This window comes from Lactobacillus sp. B4015 (assembly GCF_026536055.1).
Taxonomy (GTDB): Bacteria; Bacillota; Bacilli; order Lactobacillales; family Lactobacillaceae; genus Lactobacillus; species Lactobacillus panisapium.
Map to the genome: position 1 here is coordinate 164956 of NZ_JAFNOY010000005.1, position 16703 is coordinate 181658.

The window sequence follows — 16703 nt, forward strand, 5'->3', positions numbered from 1 at the left end:
CCTTTCTTTGTTTTTCCATCCATTTTGCAGCTGGCTTCTCAAAAATTAAAATTGTTTTGCCATCTTCGCTTTTGCAAGGATTAACTACCTAACCACCATTCTTAAAATCAACTTCTGAAAACTCATCAAAAATGAATAATCACACCCATAGCATTGCTTTGCCACTGCAGTACTTTTGAGTAAATTTCTTTATTTTTAGCTGACGCCAATGCCTGCTCTGTTGGCATAAATTTCGTTCCTCCTTTTCGCAAGTAAGTAAGTTGCGTAAATCTATTGACTTTAATTCGCATAAATACGAATATAAAGGTATAGTTAATAAAGTAGTTGAACTTTATTCGCATATAGCTTCAGTGCTTATTTGCTTACTTAAAAATGTAAGTAATTTAACTGACAAATATATTTATGCATAAAAGCGAATTTTGAAATAATAAAATGCGAATTTTACGAATATTTTTGTCATTTTTTTGGAGCTTGATATGACACCATTTGACCGTATTAAAAAGTTGGCACGTGAGCATGGCTTATCGTTAATTGAAGTAACGGAAGATATTTTGGAGGTATAATGATGAAAATTGATAAATTTTATGTTGAAAATTTTAGAAAATTTAAAAACTTTGGTTTTAGATTGGGATCTAGAATCACTGTCTTGTCAGGAGTCAATGGTGTTGGTAAATCAAGCCTGTTATCACTTATAGCTTCCACAACTGGAACAAAATCTAAGCGATTGAATGGGGCACAATTTCAGCCAGAATTTAATGAATATTTCAAAATAGCTCCAACAGAAAATTTTAAAGACTATAAGCTTTCAGTTACCTTCACTGAAGGAAAGACTTCTTTTACTAAAAGAATAAGTTTTAGGGATGATACAAAAGCGAAAAGAGGTATTCGTCCTTTACCACGTACTGTTTCAACTAAAGGTAGTAATTTATCAAATAAGAAATCTGCTCAAATATTAAAAACAAAATTAAATATTGGTGATTCATCACGTGTCCCTATTCCAACTATTTATTTAAGTCTTTCAAGATTATATCCATTAGGAGAGCATGCTTTATCGACAAAAAATATCTATCATCAAGTATATAGAAATTCAAACATTTATAAAAATAAATTATATAAAAAATATGCAGAATTTTTCAACTTTGTTTTACCTGGCTCAATTGATTCTGAGGCAGATCAAATGTCACTAGTTACAAAAGTAGTTACCAAAAAAGTACATATAAACATGAATATAATTGGAACTACTAAAGAAACTATTTCTGTGGGAGAAGACAATTTAAGTTCTATTATTTCTTGCCTTATAGATTTCTACAATTTAAAAATAACTGATGAAGATTATACTGGAGGCGTTTTATGCATAGATGAAGTAGATGCCTCTTTACATCCAGGTGCCATAATTAATTTAATTGGTCTTTTAAATAATTTAAGTAAAGAATTAAATTTACAAATTATTTTGACTTCTCATTCATTAGTCGTTTTAAATGAGATTTTGCGATTACAATCTAGAAATCCTTCAGATTATCAACTTGTATATTTTAAGGATAGAAATATTCCTGCTCCAACATTTTTTAAAGACTATACTTCTTTAAAGGCAAATTTATATGATGAAACAAGGTCTAGTATACCTGTAGTTAAAGTATATGCAGAAGATGATGCAACTGTAGCTACACTAAATTTGCTTATAGAAGCATATAAGAATCTCTTTCTTATTAATAATAGTGACAATACTAAATTTCCTAATTTACCAAACTTCGATTCTATAGCAATCCACCTGGGCAAAGACGTACTAAGAGGATTACCCAAAAAAGATCCATATTTTAATCAAGTAGTTTTATTGCTAGATGGTGATGGTAAAATTTGTGGTGATGGTAAACTTGATATAAAAAGAGCATACACGGATGAAAAGTACTTAAACGGTGAGCTTGCAATTAGAAAAAAAGATTTATTTAATGCTATTTCCTTGCCTACAGTATTTCCACCAGAATTATTTTTATTTAATATTATACAAGAATATGCAAATAATTCTGGTAAATATTATAAATTTTGGAGAGATTTGGATAAGAATAGTAAAATGCATACCATGTATACCTCAGACCAAATACAGAAGCAATGTGAAACAGAAACAAAGAATATAGACAGATCATTTCTTGATGACAAATTAAAGAAAAAAATACAACCAATACTTTTTGAATTTTCAAAAGAAACAGATATATTAACTGACTATTATAATCAGGCAAAAAAACAAAATGAACTTGTTGATTTTATGAAAGAATTTATAAATAAAGTAAATAATGCAAGCAAAATGGTCAAAAGTAATAATCTATAGATAAGGCTGGCCAGATTCACCTATTTACATTATACTTCTGATTGAGGGGGTTATTAATTATGCCTAGAACAGAATCACCATTTAGATATCCAGGGGGGAAAACACAACTTTACGATTTTGTTTCTAACCTAATTCAAATTAATCAACCGGTTCAAACATACATTGAACCTTTTGCTGGTGGTGCTGGAATACCATTAAAGCTTATAAAAAACAATATAGTAGATAATATTTGGATCAATGATTTTGATCCAGCTATTTATTCAGTTTGGTACCACATATTAAATTCACCCAACCAGTTAATTTCAAAATTAAATGAATTACCATTTTCATACAAAAACAGAATAGGTGACACAGATCTATTAATAAATTTTTGGAAAAAGCAAAAGGATATTTACCTTCATGAAAAAGATAATCCCACATCTTTTAATGGCGCATTTGCTACTCTGTTTTTAAATCGAACTAATCGTAGTGGGATTATAAATGGTGGACCAATTGGTGGTTATCATCAGACAAGCAACACTAAATTATATGATAGGCTCAATACAGATACTTTAATCAAAAAAATTAAATTTATTTCATTAAATAAGGCTAGAATTAGATTAACTAATCTGGATGCAATTGATCTAATTAAAGAGATTGGAAGATCAACGGATAAAGCTAGTTCTTTTACATTTTTTGATCCTCCTTACTATTGCCAAGGTAAAAATTTGTATTTTTCATCTCTAGATAATTATGGACATGAAAAGTTGTCCAAAAGTATAATTGAATTATCAGATTATAAGTGGATATTAACTTATGATAATGTTGAACCTATTATAGACTTTTATGACTCCATTCAACAAAAGTACTTATATTCCCTGAACTACACTGCCAACAATAAAAACAGAGGTAAAAAAAGAGAACTTTTCTTTTCAAGTCCAAAGATCAAATTAGAATTTTCGGATAACAAATATAATTTTATAAAAATATAATACAAAAAGCCCCTAAGAACTTGCTTGGAAACAATTCTTAAAGGCTTAATCATTGTAGACAATTAGCTAGAGCTTTTTGTTTTCTCTATTTTAGCATAAACTAGGAGAATTTAAAGATGGCAATCTATAAACGCGGCAATAGCTGGATAGTACAAATCTCATGGTATATTTCTGACCCATCTGGGAAAAAGAAAAAGTATAAAACCAAAGGTGGTTTCAGAATAAAGTCGCAAGCTAAAAAATGGGAAAATGAACAAATTTTAGCGAAAACAAAAATAATATTACAAATGAAAATCCCGTTTTTGCAGACTACTTCTGGAAATGGGCAATGACATATCGCATCCCTGGCAAAACTGATGGTACTAAGCGCAGATATGCCTATATAAATAATGTGGTAAAAAAATATTTTGGTACTACTAGAATCAATGATATTAATCGTTCTGCATATCAGAATTTTATTAATAAGTATGGTGAAAATCACTCCAAAGTAACTATTAAAAAGTTAAACGGTATTTTAAAATCATGCGTTTCAGATGCGCACGAAGAAGGTATTATTCCACAGAATTTTACTAATCGAATTAATGAAGTCTGGGACGAAACTAAAACACGACATATAGAGTATCTATCTATTAAAGAAATTCAAGCTTTACTTACAATTACCAAAAGCGGATAATACACTAGCCCTTATGCAATTTTAACTGCAATAGAGACAGGTAATTTTGGCGCTTAAATGGTCTGATATTGACGAAAAACAGCAAACTATCAAAATAAGTAAGTCTTATGATTACATTTCCAAAAAAATCAAACCGCCTAAAAATGAAAGCTCAAAGAGAGTGATTTACGTTTCTAAATCACTTCTAAATATTTTGGAAGAACTAAAAACTAATAATCAGGAATTTGTTTTTGCAAAATCAGACGGGGAATTACTTACAGACAATTCATTAAATAAAGCTCTTAGATACCGTTTAAAAGAAGCTAACATTTCTAAAAAGGGATTCCATTTTCACAGTCTACGACATTGCCACGTGGCATATTTAGTTGCTCATCACGTGGATTGGTATGAAATTAGTAAACGTCTTGGCCATTCTAATTTAGGAATAACGATGGACACGTATTCATACATGATAGATGAAATGAAAGCTACACGGCAGAAACTACTTGCAAATGCCCTAGATTCAATGAATGAATCACAAAAATTACATTTAGCATAGTTCGGCTAACATTTGGCTAACATAAATGTCTAGAAATACTGATATGATTGTATTTTTACGGCTTATTAAATGATCACCCGGATCATTTTTAATGGTTTTTGTTGATTTCAAAGTTGACCAACATTAAAACGGCTCTAGTTAAAATACTAGAGCTGTTTTTTAAATCTTCTTCAGTCGCTATTTTTAGAATGAAATTTTTAGAGTCAGAACGCCGTCTAATATAGGTCATTCTCTCTTTATTTTTATCGTTTCATTTTTTATTAGCTCTCTTTTTCGCATCACTTAAAGTCATTCATTTCTCCTAAAATTACTAAAGCAATAATCGCACAAATAGCTGTTGTCTTAACTACTGTTTTTGGTCTTAAATCAATTTTTGCTTTTATTGTTAAATTGCCTTTTGATTTTGTATACTCTCGAACATAGCTCATTGTCTTTTTCCTTTCAGGCTATACATTGTCTTTATATATAACAAAGATGGAAAACCTTTTCCTGTTGCTCATCTCTTATAGATGAATTCGAAAGCTAATATTCCTAGATTTATTTTGTAGTGTAACTCAATATTAGCTTTTTTATTTTTCCTTTTTTATATCAGTTTATTGATAACGTGCTAATGAAATAAAAAACCCAAAGTTTTCCTGAGATGAAAAAATAGGATAATTGTAGCACGTTATTATTATATTTTAACAAGATTTATGTTAACAGGACCAATTTTAGAGCAAACAAAATAATTTCGTCAATATCACCACCTTCAGCCACACAAACAATATTCGGTTGGACATTGTCATTTATGTTTAATTTCTTCAGAAGTGTCCTAATCGTTGTTATAGTTTGATGTAATATCAGTAAATATTACGTCTGGTTCAGTTTTTCCTCCTTCTGTGATTGAAAGACGGGGGTAACTTGATGTGCCTTGCCCCGTTAAATTTAATTAAACTGTTAGATGGTAAATGAAACAATGGACTTGAATATAAATGTCCATCATCATTTCCCTGTTGAATTTGATATGCTTCTGCGAAATTAATTGTTCTTGCCTTTATTTATTTGTCTCTCCCTTAAAAACTTCTGTCATTGTAGATACAAGGGCTGGATTAATTTTCCCTTCGCCACCTTTCGGTCGATATGGCTCTTTATGTCCATGATCAAATAGGTAACTGGCAGATTTATGCAATGAACTAATCTGGTCAGCTACAACTTTCGGTTCACCTTTGTCGTTGAGCTGACTTCGTCCAGGTTCAATAGAGCCCTTGCAGCCTTTATACTACGCACCTTTGCTTTGTCCAAAGCATTATCAACTGCACCGTCTAATTTGGTTTATTGAAGTTCTTTGGTTAGGTTTTCGGTATCTTGCTTGTACTTTGACTGCAGTTCTTTGAACTGGTTGCTTAGCTCTGTATTGTTTAATTACTTTTTCTACATAGTGCTTCGACATAACAAAATTATCAACTACCTACTTCTCGACAAATCCAATACTAAAGAATTAGATAGTTTTTGATCTTTTTTTCTAAATAACCAACTAAAGTCTTACATACTTAGTTTATTCATAGTTTGTTAATTGTGTTATATTACTGTCTATTATGAAATAACTACATCATATCCAATCTAATATTAAAGCTTTTCTTACAGGCGTAATCAAGTTAAAGCAACTCAATATTCGCAAACACAGTTGATTCAATGGACAATCTATAAATTTTCAGTATAAGTTTGTCAACATTAAAGCAGCCCTAATCTGCTATATTGAGAACTGCTCTTATTTCTTAAAAAAGCACTATTTTCTCAAAATAAAAAGTAGAAAAACAAAAGCGTTGAAGAATCAACGCTTTATTTTACAGAAAACTCATTTGACTGTTCTCTTATTCAACCTTATTAAACTTATTTAACATAGCTTTTTGACGGTGCGGACTGACACGATAATAAGCGGAGAAAAGACCGGTAAAGGTGCTCAAAACGACACCAATCACTAACCACCAAGCATCATGGTGAACACCAATCTCATCTAAAAAGTCATACATCGACTGGATCATTTTAAACCAACCACCCATAGCCACAAAATACCATGCTGTCGCTTTGTCGATAAAGCTCATTGCTGAACGGAAATCAGTGTCGCTCTTGATAATGGTTTTCAGAATCTTGACTGCACGACTTTTTTCGTAGTGAATCTTTAAGTTAGGCAAAAACCAATACCATGGAGAAATTTTTGCAAGTGCCTTACTGGAATTGTCGAAGTCCTTTAAAAATCGCTGATAGTCATACAGTTCCATTAATCCTTGATATAAAGGAAATGAAAACAACAACCAATCACCTAAAAGACTAACAACACTAATAAACAGAGAAATAGTAATCACTTCTTTCCTTAACTTCAACTGCGCCAATAATTTAACTGACTTAGTTCATTCACAATTTTAAACTATTTTAAATTTAATGCCAAAAATAGGGTCATTTTTTCGAATTTTAATAAGCATATTTATAAGATATTTAGACCTTAGCAAAAAATGTTGGCTCTTTAAGTTCAGGCTCAGTCAGAATACGAATTTCATGAACAGAAATGGCAATTGGGATTAACGCATTAGTAACTAGCAGCTGCTCAAAGCGTTTCTCCTTTTTCTGATTTCTGCTTTCCATGAAGTCAGAACAAACCTTAATTCAGTCATAATCTTAATTCCAGCAAACAAATCAATAATTTGATAGGCTAAAGCAAAAACAGCATCTGTTGAATCCATAGTCATGGTCGGACGCAAAGGCCAAATTTAATTCGGGCACAAAGCCTAAAAATGACCAATAGCCAATGTAAGAGCCGCTATGGAAAAAGCACTTAAAACCATGATAGTATTCCATCATCATTCCCAATCTATAATTTAAAAAGTTAGTTCTGCATAGGGAGAGCCACTTGCATGTTTAATTGTGCAATTGGCGAGTATTCACATCCTTGGTGATTAATGTAAGTATTCTTTAAGTCCAGCGATTCAAGCAAATTTTCACGAATATAAAAACCGTAGTCTTCCCCTATTACTTGTTCCAAAATGTAGGTGTCAACAGCATAAACCAAGTTGCTATACTGCATTTTAAAATGCAACTCATGGTTTAGTTTTAAATGAACGATTGCCTTGACTTTTTCGGCTAATGATAGGTCTGACTTATTACACTTGGTAAAACGCATTAAATCATGAACGGCCAACCCACCATGGTGGCTCAAAGCATCGCGAAAAGTTAGATAACTTTCAACGTAAGGATCAACCATTTTAAAACCGGGTCAGCAGTCTTTTAGCGGTTTATCCAAGTTAATTCCACCTTCATCGAACAACTTGCTACACACCGCTGCGGTAAAAAATTTAGAAATTGACGCTAACGAATAAAGAGTGTCTTTGTTGGTATCCCCATATACTTGACTAGAGGTTTCGCCCTGATATGAAATACCCCGCCCCCAAACTTGGCAACTTAAATTCTCTCTTCACCTGAGTCACATATTTATTAATTTTTCTCAATTCTTATCAAATAATCCTCTTCCATAAATATTTCTCTGATTATAACACGAAATTCCCAACATTATTAATTTAATTTCCAAAATATTAAACGAGTAAACCTAACATAAGCGTCTAAACTAAATTTGCTTTTTTACAATTATTTCTTGCTTTTTGTAAAATAACCTAGTATGATATTGCTTAAATATTTATGAGAGGTTTACTATTATGACGACATTGAAGATATTCACTCAACCGCAAGTTAAATATTATTTTTGGTACTTTGACTATTTGATCTGAGTGCCTATTCGTTGTTATCTTAGCACACAGTTCAATCAAGAATGACAACTGTGTGTTGAGATGCTTTTAAAATAATGCTTTTTTTTAAAAATCGCACAGTTGTCGTCATCTGTGCGATTTTTTATTGGAGAAACAGAAAGAATGAAAACTTTTAAAAAAATTGGATTAGATACCTTAAACGGGCTTTCAACAGGAATTGTCGTAGCCTTGATTCCGGGAGCATTAGTTGGTCAATTAGTTAAAATGCTATTGCCACTTTGGCCCGAGCTAAATTTTATTTTAGTCTTAACTTCCTTCGCCTCTGCCCTTCTACCTGCTATTAGTGCTGTTTGCGTAGGCATGACTGGAAAACTATCGCCAATTCAAACTTCATCAATGGCATTGGCAGCAACTGCTGCAGCGGGCAATTTCAACATGATCAATGGGAAAATAGTTGTTATCGGCAACGGGGATGTCATTAATACCGCAATTACAATTATGATTGCATACAGCCTAATTTTATTCCTAGGTAAAAAACTTAGGGCATACACTATTTTACTTGTACCACTAATCGTTCTGCTTGTAGCTGGTGGTATTGGCTGCTTAACTCGCATTCCTGTTGGTCAAGCAACTAAGTTAATTGGACTTGGCGTAGAGAATCTGACTAAACTACAGCCTATTCTAATGGGTTTTTTCATGGGTGTTGTCTTTGCACTGCTTGTGGTGTCACCAATTTCGTCAGTCGGAATTGCAACAGCAATTAATATTTCAGGCATTGCTGCTGGATCCGCAAACCTCGGTATTACGGCAGCTGCCTTTGCCTTAGCTATTTTTGGTTGGAAGTCAAACTCTTTCGGTACTTCTATTGCACATTTTCTTGGTTCACCTAAAATGCAAATGGCTAACTTACTTATCAAACCCAAGTTATTAATTCCGTTAATGATTAATGCTGGCATCATGGGAGTATTGGGCGCTATTTTTAACATTCAGGGTAATTCGATGAGTGCTGGCTTTGGCTTTTCAGGTTTAATTGGACCTGTTGCTGCAATGGCGAACCGTCCAACTAATTTTAGCAATATCGCATTAATGACGATCTTATTCTTTATCTTACCAATCATTCTGGGTTTGATTGCTAATTACATTTTAAGTAACAAACTAAACTTCTTTAGCAGTAAAGACTTTGAATTAGATTTTAACTAGTAAGAACGACATTAAACTAAAAAGGCCCATTAAAGCCAGAAATGTTTAACTTGTGTTTGAAACTCAGTTAAACATTTCTGGCAATAATGGACTTTTTTCAATTAGCGCTTGTAAACAATTTTACCATCCGCCATTGTTAAAGTGACTTTAGCAAAGCGAATTTCATCAGTTGGAATTTTAAATAAATTACGATCAAGGACAACAACATCGGCCAATTTGCCCGGTTCTAATGTACCTAAATCTTTTTCAAATGATTCTGCATATGCTGACCATTTGGTATATGCGCGCAAGGCTTCCGCTAAGGTAACTGCATGCTCTCGGAAATAGCCACCCTCAGGTTTCCCTTCATTTGGTTCGCAACGTGATACGGCTGCATAAATTGTCCAAATAGGTTTAATTGAATAAACTGCCGGGAAATCTGAGCCAAAGGCCAGATGGGCCTTTGCATCTAAAATTTCTCGATAAGGCCAAGCTTGTGAAAGACGTTTTTGCCCGATACAGGGTAAATAACCGCCACTCATGTAGTCACCAATACAATGTTGCGGCTGGACGGCACACATCACATTTAATTTTTGGAGGCGATCAATATCATCTTGCCTAATAGTGTCAATATGTTCTAAAGAATTATGCAGAGTAAGCTTTCCCAGTTTAGACTGTGCATTCTCAAACGCATTTAGAGCCATTGAGCTAGCCTTGTCACCAATAGTATGAATTTTAACCGGATAGCCCGCTTCTTGTGCATCTAAAACATATTGGTTTAACTGTGTTTGAGTAAGAGAAGTATCGCCATAAACCCCCGGATCATTGTCATATTGTGTACTTAATAATGCAGTATGCGCTTCAATTACACCATCTAAAACCTGCTTTAAACCTGCGACCCGGTGCTTATCAGTATGATACTTTTGTTTTAATTTAATAGCCCCTTCCAAGTCGGTCAATGAAGGAAAAGAAGAGATCCTAGTCGTCAGTTCGTTTTCTTGCTCAAGTTCTGCGAAGATTTCAGGAATATTATGGTTAATTAAGCCCGAAGGATAAACATCTGCAACGGAAGTGATCCCTAATTTACGGAAATGCTTTAAACACTTCAATAATGATTGCTTTAATGTTGGAACATCTAAAACTGCATCCATCATTGCTTTAGATGCAGGTGGTTCATATAAAATGCCATTTAACTCGCCATTTTTATCATGCCCATATATTCCTCCCTGAGGATTTGGGGTATCCTTTGTGATACCCACTTTTTTTAAGGCAATATCATTACACCAAACTGAATGTAAATCAAAGGAATTAAGACAAACGGGTCTATTAAGATGCAACTTATCAAGTGAATCTTTTGTCGGCGTATGAGGATGATCCCAAACTTCTGAATACCAACCAGTACCATATATCCATGGGTTTTTAGGATGTGATTTAGCAAAATCATTTACCTTCTGAACACATTCTTCTTCACTTTTGCAGTCCATCATCTGAATACAGAAATCGGGATCATTTTGAACTGCTCCTAGTGACAAATGTAAATGAGAATCGTTAAATCCGGGCATAACTAAATGGTCACCGCAATTAATAATCGTTGTGCTTTCGCCAATATAGCCTGTCATTCGATCAACGGGAATAATCTTCATTATGCGGTTATCTTTTATTAAGAGACAACCTGCAATTGGTAAATCATTATTACCCGTGAAAATGGCAGTTCCTTTTAAAATATAATCTGCTTTTTGCACCATGATTTGATCTCCTTTTCTATTTTTTGGCTTTTTGACCAATTTCTGGTAACGCTAAAATACAAATAATTGATAGTCCAAAAACCAAGGATTCTATTCCTAAATTTTTAGCATAGTCATTACCTGCAATCTTAGAAACAAGAATGGGAATGATATAAGAAATTAACATTGAAACTGTTCCAACAATGCCTCCGGCACTACCTGCATATTTTTCGCCAATTTCCGGAAATTGAATTGGCATTGCTTGAACAATCGGTCCACTAATAGCTGTAAAGAAGCCATTAATTACCAGCATTGCCCATAAGAAAAAGCCTGCTGGTGTATACCAGGTAAAGTACATAACAATAGCTCCAATCAACGTTGTTACGGTTAAAAACATTTTGTAGCGGCCAAGTTTATTGCACCATGCAGGACCAATTAAAGAGCCAAAGAAACTACCAACGGTTACAACTGCTGACATTACGCCAGCAGTTTTATTAGTAATTCCCTGTCCCAGTGTGAGAGCTTGCGGTAAAAAGCCAGCATATGCTGTTGTTGAGGCAATTCCCAACCCAGCACAAATCGAAACAATCCACGTATTTTTACTTTTAATTGCCACTTTGAGATATTTAGCGGTTGGTTCAGCAGGAGGCAAAGACTCCCCTTTCGGCGTATCCCGAACGAACATTATCCAGCAAATTGTTAGTATCAATAATGAAACTGACGAAAACATATAGGCAGAATTAACTGATGGAAACCATGAACTTGTTATCTGGGCAAGGGTAATTCCAAGACAGGAAGCCGCATAAAACACTCCCATTGCTGAATCAGTATCCTGCTTAAACCATGTCCCAAGAACTTTGATTAGATTTGCATTTAACAATGAAATAAAAATTCCACACAAAAGTAACATAATCATCATCATCCAGAAATTAGCCGCAATAAAACGGCCAAAAGCTCCAACCACAGATAGTACGCATCCTACAGTAATTACCTTTTTCGATCCAAATTTATCTCCTAAAGATCCTGCAGGAATACTGAGGATAACTGCAACCAGCATTGGAGCCATTAACAAGCTTGAAAATTCTGCTGTAGTAATATGAAGTTGGGGCATTATTTCAGTTGCCAACGCTGAAACCTGAAATTGAATATAATTTGCAATAAGGCACAATAGACTAACGATAGTGAGAATTACCCATCGATAGCTAGGTAATTTTTCTTTTGCCATAATTATTCTCCTTTTCTTTTAAATCCACTCACTTTAAGTGAATTTTCTTTTCGAAAATTTATTTAAATGGCAAACAATGAACCGAGCAATCAACTTTGGTAACATTTTGGCTAAACTACAACCTTAGTTTGGGATACTAAACTATAGTGATAGTAGTTAAAAAGCACCTTCAAAGTATTGCTTTGAAGGTGCTTTTTAGAATTATTTACCTTGATATTCCATAAAAATATGCATTAACTGACTTCGTCGATCAACAGCCAATTTTTTATAAATACTATAAATGTGTGATTTAACTGTTCCCACTGAGATAAACAGTTCATCAGCTATTTCTTGATTTTTCTTTCCCTGTAGGACTAAACGTAAGATTTCAGACTCCCGTTTAGTCATTTTATAATATTCACAGAAATCGATAACTTGATTCTCCTCGTTAGCATTTTCTTTTTCATGAATCATTGCTTGATACTGGTTCATTTTTTGTTGAACAAGGTTTTCTAATTGGTTCTTATTGGCTATTTCTTCCTCTTTTTTAGCAAACCAGATAATTAAAAGGGAAATAATAATTGAAAATAAATCTTCACTAAAGCCAATAATTTTCATGTAAGACAATAGTTTACTAAAAGTCGGTATGTCTAGCTTATGAATAATGAAAAAAACCACACCTTCAATTACTGAAAGAATCATTAAAATTGCAGTTAGTTCTACAGCATTATCATAATCTTGTTTATAATAGAAATTTTTGTCTAAGTTTTTAGAATAAATGGCATAAATTAGGCAAAGAAATAGGATTCCAAGATCTTGCACACTTCTTTGCAAAACAGACGTACCAGTATTACTGTAAAAAGCCAAAACTGCCACAATATCTATTAACGTAACGACAATAATTGGCAGATAAAAGAAAAAGCGTGGTTTTTGCAAGAGCATGCTAGACATTAACTTGACATAACAGCACCCCCCAATTAAATAAATAAGAACCCTAATTAAACAGTAGGCTCGATTATTAATCTGTAACCATGAATTACTCATTTTTAAAATATCAAAGGAAAATGCAGTCGTACTATCAATAATTAAAATAACGTATAGCAAAACTGCATAGTAAAAAAAATTATTTCCTGTAGCTTTATATGCATAACCAGCGACGTTAATAACCCATAGATACAGAATAATAAACCCAATATTATAAATATAAACAAATATTTCTTGCAAGTAACTCACCTCTATATTTTTTTAATAGAATGTAACAGGACATTTAAATCATACAAAAGTATACGAGTTCATCATAATACTTTTTAGCAAATAATTTGTCATTATGATTAAACTTACTTAATTTTTAGTTATTAGAATTCCTCTAAAAGTATAAATTTTTAAGTACTGCTATAATAAAGCATGAATAAATATGAAGGGAGCTATTAATGATAAAGTTTTATGGTTACAAGCGTTGTTCAACTTCCAGAAGTGCACAAAAATGGCTAAAAGACCACGATGTAGACTTTGAGCTACAAGACTTAGTTGAAGAACCACCAAAAAAAGAGGATTTGGTTAAATGGATGAGTGAGCACCAAGACCGCGGCTTAAAGTATTTCTTTAATACCCATGGTCAAGACTACCGCAAACTTCATCTTAAGGATAAAGTTGACCAAATGTCAATTGATGAAGCGGCAGAGCTAATGTCCCAAAATGGTAAACTGATCAAAAGACCATTAGTTGTGGATGGTAAAAAATTAACTTGTGGTTTTAACGAGGAGCTATACCAAAATACTTGGTTATAGTTTTTAGCCCAAACGAGTCTAACGACTCGTTTTTTACTTCAGACCAACTTTCTTATTTTAATCATAACAGGTAAAATAAGTAGTTAAAAAAGGAGCTTAGCATGAAATACAATCAATATGCCTACGTTGAAACTGACTTTAATACTCAGGTTAAAGAACTAATTAATATCAAATTCTTACCTAGCAACTATCAAACTCTATCATTTAAGGATCTTTTAAAAGTAATGTCTGAAAACGCCATAGCTGAAGTTGCTCCAGATGCTGAAGATGCACGTCAAGCAAAACTAACCGAATTTGCTGTTTCTTCCGAGCAAACTTTAGCGGATTTTTTAACGCAGCAGCCTGAACAAGAAACTGCCACGCAGTTTTATAATGTTGCTTTGCAGCTTTTGGGCTATCATGTTCATTATGATTATGACTTAGATGATCCCCTGAAATTGATGAAAAAGCAGGCACTACCGTTTTTAACTAAGTTTGAAAACAAGGATGATTTGATTCAGGGTTTTTACCGCCTACTTAATACTCGTGCCAAAAATGGTCAATTACTAATTGACGTCATGGCAGGCAAAGGCTACTTTTATAACCGGCGTCAGCTATTTGACAGTAATAAGTTTGTTTTCTTAAATGGTAAAAGCCTGCCAGTTTTTGCCACTAGTAAAGTAATCAGAGAAGTTGTTTACGTTGAAAGCGACTTAGATACTGATAATGATGGGCACTCAGACCTTCTCCAAGTTACTATTTTTAGGCCATTTGAGAGCCAGAAAATGCCGGTACCAGCATTGTATACAGCCAGTCCGTATTTTGGCGGTATCATTGCCAATGAAAAGCGCAACCACAATGTCGACGAGAATTTAAGCGATGCTACTGAATGGACTAATCCCCAATATGTACCTTCTAATCAGGTAACTGCTAAAAAGCCAACGGGTACAAATTCACCTGCCAATCAGACGATTGAAAACGCCGTAGGTAAATCATCTTACGGTCTTAATGAGTACATGTTAGCCCGCGGGTTTGCCAGTGTTTTTGCCGGCGCAATCGGTACACGTGGAAGTGATGGCTTGCGCATCACGGGAGCACCAGAGGAAACAGAAAGTGCAAAAGAAATTATTGAGTGGCTTAATGGTGACCGAATTGCATACACCGATCGCTCACGCAAACACGAAACAACCGCTTTTTGGTGCAACGGCAATATCGGCATGACCGGTCGTTCTTATTTAGGAACTTTGCAAATCGCAATTGCAACCACTGGTGTTGCCGGTTTAAAGACCGTGGTTTCTGAAGCAGCCATTTCGTCTTGGTACGACTATTATCGTGAACACGGCTTAGTCATTGCCCCAGAAGATTGTCAGGGAGAAGATCTTGATTTACTTGCTGAAACTTGCCAGTCAAATCTTTGGGATGCAGGTGATTATCTCAAGATTAAGCCCAAGTATGACGCGATGCAAAAAGATTTACTGACAAAAAGCGATCGAACAACGGGACAGTATTCAGATTTCTGGGAAAAGAGAAATTACCGGCATCAGACAGATGGCATTAAGTGTTCTTGGATTAGCGTTCACGGTTTGAATGATTGGAATGTTAAACCTAAAAATGTCTATAAGATTTGGCAAAAGGTTAAGAACTTGCCAATTAAACAGCACCTCTTTTTGCATCAGGGACCACATTACAACATGAACAACCTAGTTTCAATTGACTTCACTGATTTGATGAACTTATGGTTTGTCCATGAATTACTTGAAATTGACAATCATGCCTACGAGCAATGGCCAACCGTAATGATTCAGGATAACCTAGAAGCAGATAACTGGAATGAAGAAGCTGATTGGAGTAACGATCTTGGGCAAAAGACGATTTACTATCCGACTGATGACAGCGAATTACAAAAGGATGGCAACGGCAAACAGCACCTAAGTTTTACTGACCTTGGCGGCAAAGAATTTAAGAAAGCTAAAATTACGGAAAGTGACTGGCAGTACAAATTTATTTGCGGTGATGAAAAATGGGCTAAACCAAGTTTGCGGTTTACCACTGACGAGTTCATCCATCCCGTAACTATTGTCGGTCGACCTCAAGTCAAGGTTCGTGTATCTTCAAGTTTTAATAAAGGCCAACTTTCCGTCGCATTAGTAGAACTGGGCGACCGTAAACGCTTGACTCCTACCCCTAAATTCATCATGCCTGGCGGACAAGAACTAGGCTTTCGGTTTGGTCAAGATACATTACAAGAATTTCAACCTGATAAGCTGACACATGCTAAGTTAATTACGAAAGCTCACATGAATTTACAAAATTATGCCGATTTAAAACGGCCTGCCGCTATTAAACCAGGAGAATTCTATGATCTGACTTTTATGCTGCAACCAACATATTACCGGATTCCGGTTGGCAGCAAGCTCTGTCTGATTATCTATTCAACTGATCAAGGAATGACTAAGAGACCACTAGAAGAAACTATTTATACAATTGACTTAGCTGGAACTGAAATCAATTTTAGTCAAAAATAGGAATTAAATTTAAGAAATAAATTTTACACTAAAAAAGAGCTAGATCTTAATCTAGTTCTTTTTGTT

At 34.2% G+C, this 16703-nt stretch carries 14 protein-coding genes and 1 pseudogene; 8 read left to right on the forward strand and 7 right to left on the reverse strand.

The annotated features are described in order from the left end of the window. Positions 1 to 565: 565 nt before the first annotated feature. The 5 genes from J3U71_RS06610 (at position 566) to J3U71_RS06630 (ending at position 4505) form a co-directional block, all read left to right on the forward strand. Positions 566 to 2323, forward strand: a complete 1758-nt coding sequence (locus tag J3U71_RS06610; RefSeq protein ID WP_267393271.1) for an AAA family ATPase — start codon at positions 566 to 568, stop codon at positions 2321 to 2323. A 59-nt stretch (positions 2324 to 2382) separates the two neighbouring features. Further along, positions 2383 to 3294: a DNA adenine methylase gene (locus J3U71_RS06615; protein ID WP_267393273.1), complete on the forward strand. Its 912-nt coding sequence runs from the start codon at positions 2383 to 2385 to the stop codon at positions 3292 to 3294. 116 nt (positions 3295 to 3410) lie between these two features. After that, positions 3411 to 3626 carry an Arm DNA-binding domain-containing protein gene (locus tag J3U71_RS06620; RefSeq protein WP_267393275.1) on the forward strand — a complete coding sequence of 72 codons (216 nt, stop codon included), beginning with the start codon at positions 3411 to 3413 and terminating at the stop codon, positions 3624 to 3626. After that, positions 3623 to 3967: a phage integrase SAM-like domain-containing protein gene (locus J3U71_RS06625; RefSeq protein WP_267393277.1), complete on the forward strand. Its 345-nt coding sequence runs from the start codon at positions 3623 to 3625 to the stop codon at positions 3965 to 3967. Before J3U71_RS06620 ends, J3U71_RS06625 begins: the two co-directional genes overlap by 4 nt. Before the next feature lie 46 nt (positions 3968 to 4013). After that, on the forward strand, positions 4014 to 4505 hold the full coding sequence (locus J3U71_RS06630) for a site-specific integrase (RefSeq protein WP_267393279.1): 492 nt from the start codon (positions 4014 to 4016) through the stop codon (positions 4503 to 4505). 278 nt (positions 4506 to 4783) lie between these two features. Here J3U71_RS06630 and J3U71_RS06640 read toward each other — a convergent pair whose 3' ends face one another. From J3U71_RS06640 to J3U71_RS06655, 4 genes and pseudogenes are all read right to left on the reverse strand, one after another. Next, positions 4784 to 4933, reverse strand: a complete 150-nt coding sequence (locus J3U71_RS06640) for a hypothetical protein (RefSeq protein ID WP_220268147.1) — start codon at positions 4931 to 4933, stop codon at positions 4784 to 4786. 1422 nt (positions 4934 to 6355) lie between these two features. Continuing rightward, positions 6356 to 6847 carry a hypothetical protein gene (locus tag J3U71_RS06645; protein WP_267393281.1) on the reverse strand — a complete coding sequence of 164 codons (492 nt, stop codon included), beginning with the start codon at positions 6845 to 6847 and terminating at the stop codon, positions 6356 to 6358. A gap of 130 nt (positions 6848 to 6977) precedes the next feature. Next, positions 6978 to 7124 (reverse strand): hypothetical protein, encoded by a 147-nt coding sequence (locus J3U71_RS06650; RefSeq protein ID WP_220268149.1) that lies wholly within the window; start codon positions 7122 to 7124, stop codon positions 6978 to 6980. A 241-nt stretch (positions 7125 to 7365) separates the two neighbouring features. After that, positions 7366 to 7914: pseudogene (locus J3U71_RS06655) on the reverse strand (serine hydrolase domain-containing protein). A 487-nt stretch (positions 7915 to 8401) separates the two neighbouring features. On the opposite strand from J3U71_RS06655, the gene J3U71_RS06660 reads away from it, so the two are divergent. Next, positions 8402 to 9439, forward strand: coding sequence for a PTS sugar transporter subunit IIC (locus J3U71_RS06660; protein ID WP_220268151.1), 1038 nt, complete (start codon positions 8402 to 8404; stop codon positions 9437 to 9439). 101 nt (positions 9440 to 9540) lie between these two features. Here J3U71_RS06660 and J3U71_RS06665 read toward each other — a convergent pair whose 3' ends face one another. The 3 genes from J3U71_RS06665 to J3U71_RS11605 form a co-directional block, all read right to left on the reverse strand. After that, the gene (locus J3U71_RS06665) at positions 9541 to 11163 is read right to left on the reverse strand and encodes an amidohydrolase (protein WP_220268152.1); all 1623 of its coding nucleotides are present in this window, start codon (positions 11161 to 11163) and stop codon (positions 9541 to 9543) included. A gap of 16 nt (positions 11164 to 11179) precedes the next feature. Then, positions 11180 to 12367: an MFS transporter gene (locus J3U71_RS06670; RefSeq protein WP_220268153.1), complete on the reverse strand. Its 1188-nt coding sequence runs from the start codon at positions 12365 to 12367 to the stop codon at positions 11180 to 11182. Between the two features lie 201 nt (positions 12368 to 12568). After that, positions 12569 to 13570 carry a helix-turn-helix transcriptional regulator gene (locus J3U71_RS11605; RefSeq protein WP_309478026.1) on the reverse strand — a complete coding sequence of 334 codons (1002 nt, stop codon included), beginning with the start codon at positions 13568 to 13570 and terminating at the stop codon, positions 12569 to 12571. Positions 13571 to 13776: 206 nt separating this feature from the next. Between J3U71_RS11605 and J3U71_RS06680 the strand changes: the two genes are divergently transcribed. Both J3U71_RS06680 and J3U71_RS06685 read left to right on the forward strand, forming a co-directional pair. Beyond that, a complete protein-coding gene (locus J3U71_RS06680) occupies positions 13777 to 14133 on the forward strand; it encodes an arsenate reductase family protein (protein WP_220268154.1) in 357 nt (118 codons plus the stop codon). 101 nt (positions 14134 to 14234) lie between these two features. Further along, the gene (locus J3U71_RS06685; RefSeq protein ID WP_267393288.1) at positions 14235 to 16637 is read left to right on the forward strand and encodes a Xaa-Pro dipeptidyl-peptidase; all 2403 of its coding nucleotides are present in this window, start codon (positions 14235 to 14237) and stop codon (positions 16635 to 16637) included. Positions 16638 to 16703: the final 66 nt, after the last annotated feature.

What these genes read in the sequence shown, in the direction of transcription:
- J3U71_RS06625 (WP_267393277.1), top strand. Translation starts at nt 3,623, where the DNA reads ATGACATATCGCATCCCTGGCAAAACTGATGGTACTAAGCGCAGATAT.
- J3U71_RS06660 (WP_220268151.1), top strand. Translation starts at nt 8,402, where the DNA reads ATGAAAACTTTTAAAAAAATTGGATTAGATACCTTAAACGGGCTTTCA.
- J3U71_RS06685 (WP_267393288.1), top strand. Translation starts at nt 14,235, where the DNA reads ATGAAATACAATCAATATGCCTACGTTGAAACTGACTTTAATACTCAG.
- J3U71_RS06620 (WP_267393275.1), top strand. Translation starts at nt 3,411, where the DNA reads ATGGCAATCTATAAACGCGGCAATAGCTGGATAGTACAAATCTCATGG.
- J3U71_RS06680 (WP_220268154.1), top strand. Translation starts at nt 13,777, where the DNA reads ATGATAAAGTTTTATGGTTACAAGCGTTGTTCAACTTCCAGAAGTGCA.
- J3U71_RS06640 (WP_220268147.1), bottom strand. Translation starts at nt 4,933, where the DNA reads ATGAGCTATGTTCGAGAGTATACAAAATCAAAAGGCAATTTAACAATA.
- J3U71_RS06665 (WP_220268152.1), bottom strand. Translation starts at nt 11,163, where the DNA reads ATGGTGCAAAAAGCAGATTATATTTTAAAAGGAACTGCCATTTTCACG.
- J3U71_RS06670 (WP_220268153.1), bottom strand. Translation starts at nt 12,367, where the DNA reads ATGGCAAAAGAAAAATTACCTAGCTATCGATGGGTAATTCTCACTATC.
- J3U71_RS06615 (WP_267393273.1), top strand. Translation starts at nt 2,383, where the DNA reads ATGCCTAGAACAGAATCACCATTTAGATATCCAGGGGGGAAAACACAA.
- J3U71_RS06610 (WP_267393271.1), top strand. Translation starts at nt 566, where the DNA reads ATGAAAATTGATAAATTTTATGTTGAAAATTTTAGAAAATTTAAAAAC.
- J3U71_RS06650 (WP_220268149.1), bottom strand. Translation starts at nt 7,124, where the DNA reads ATGGAAAGCAGAAATCAGAAAAAGGAGAAACGCTTTGAGCAGCTGCTA.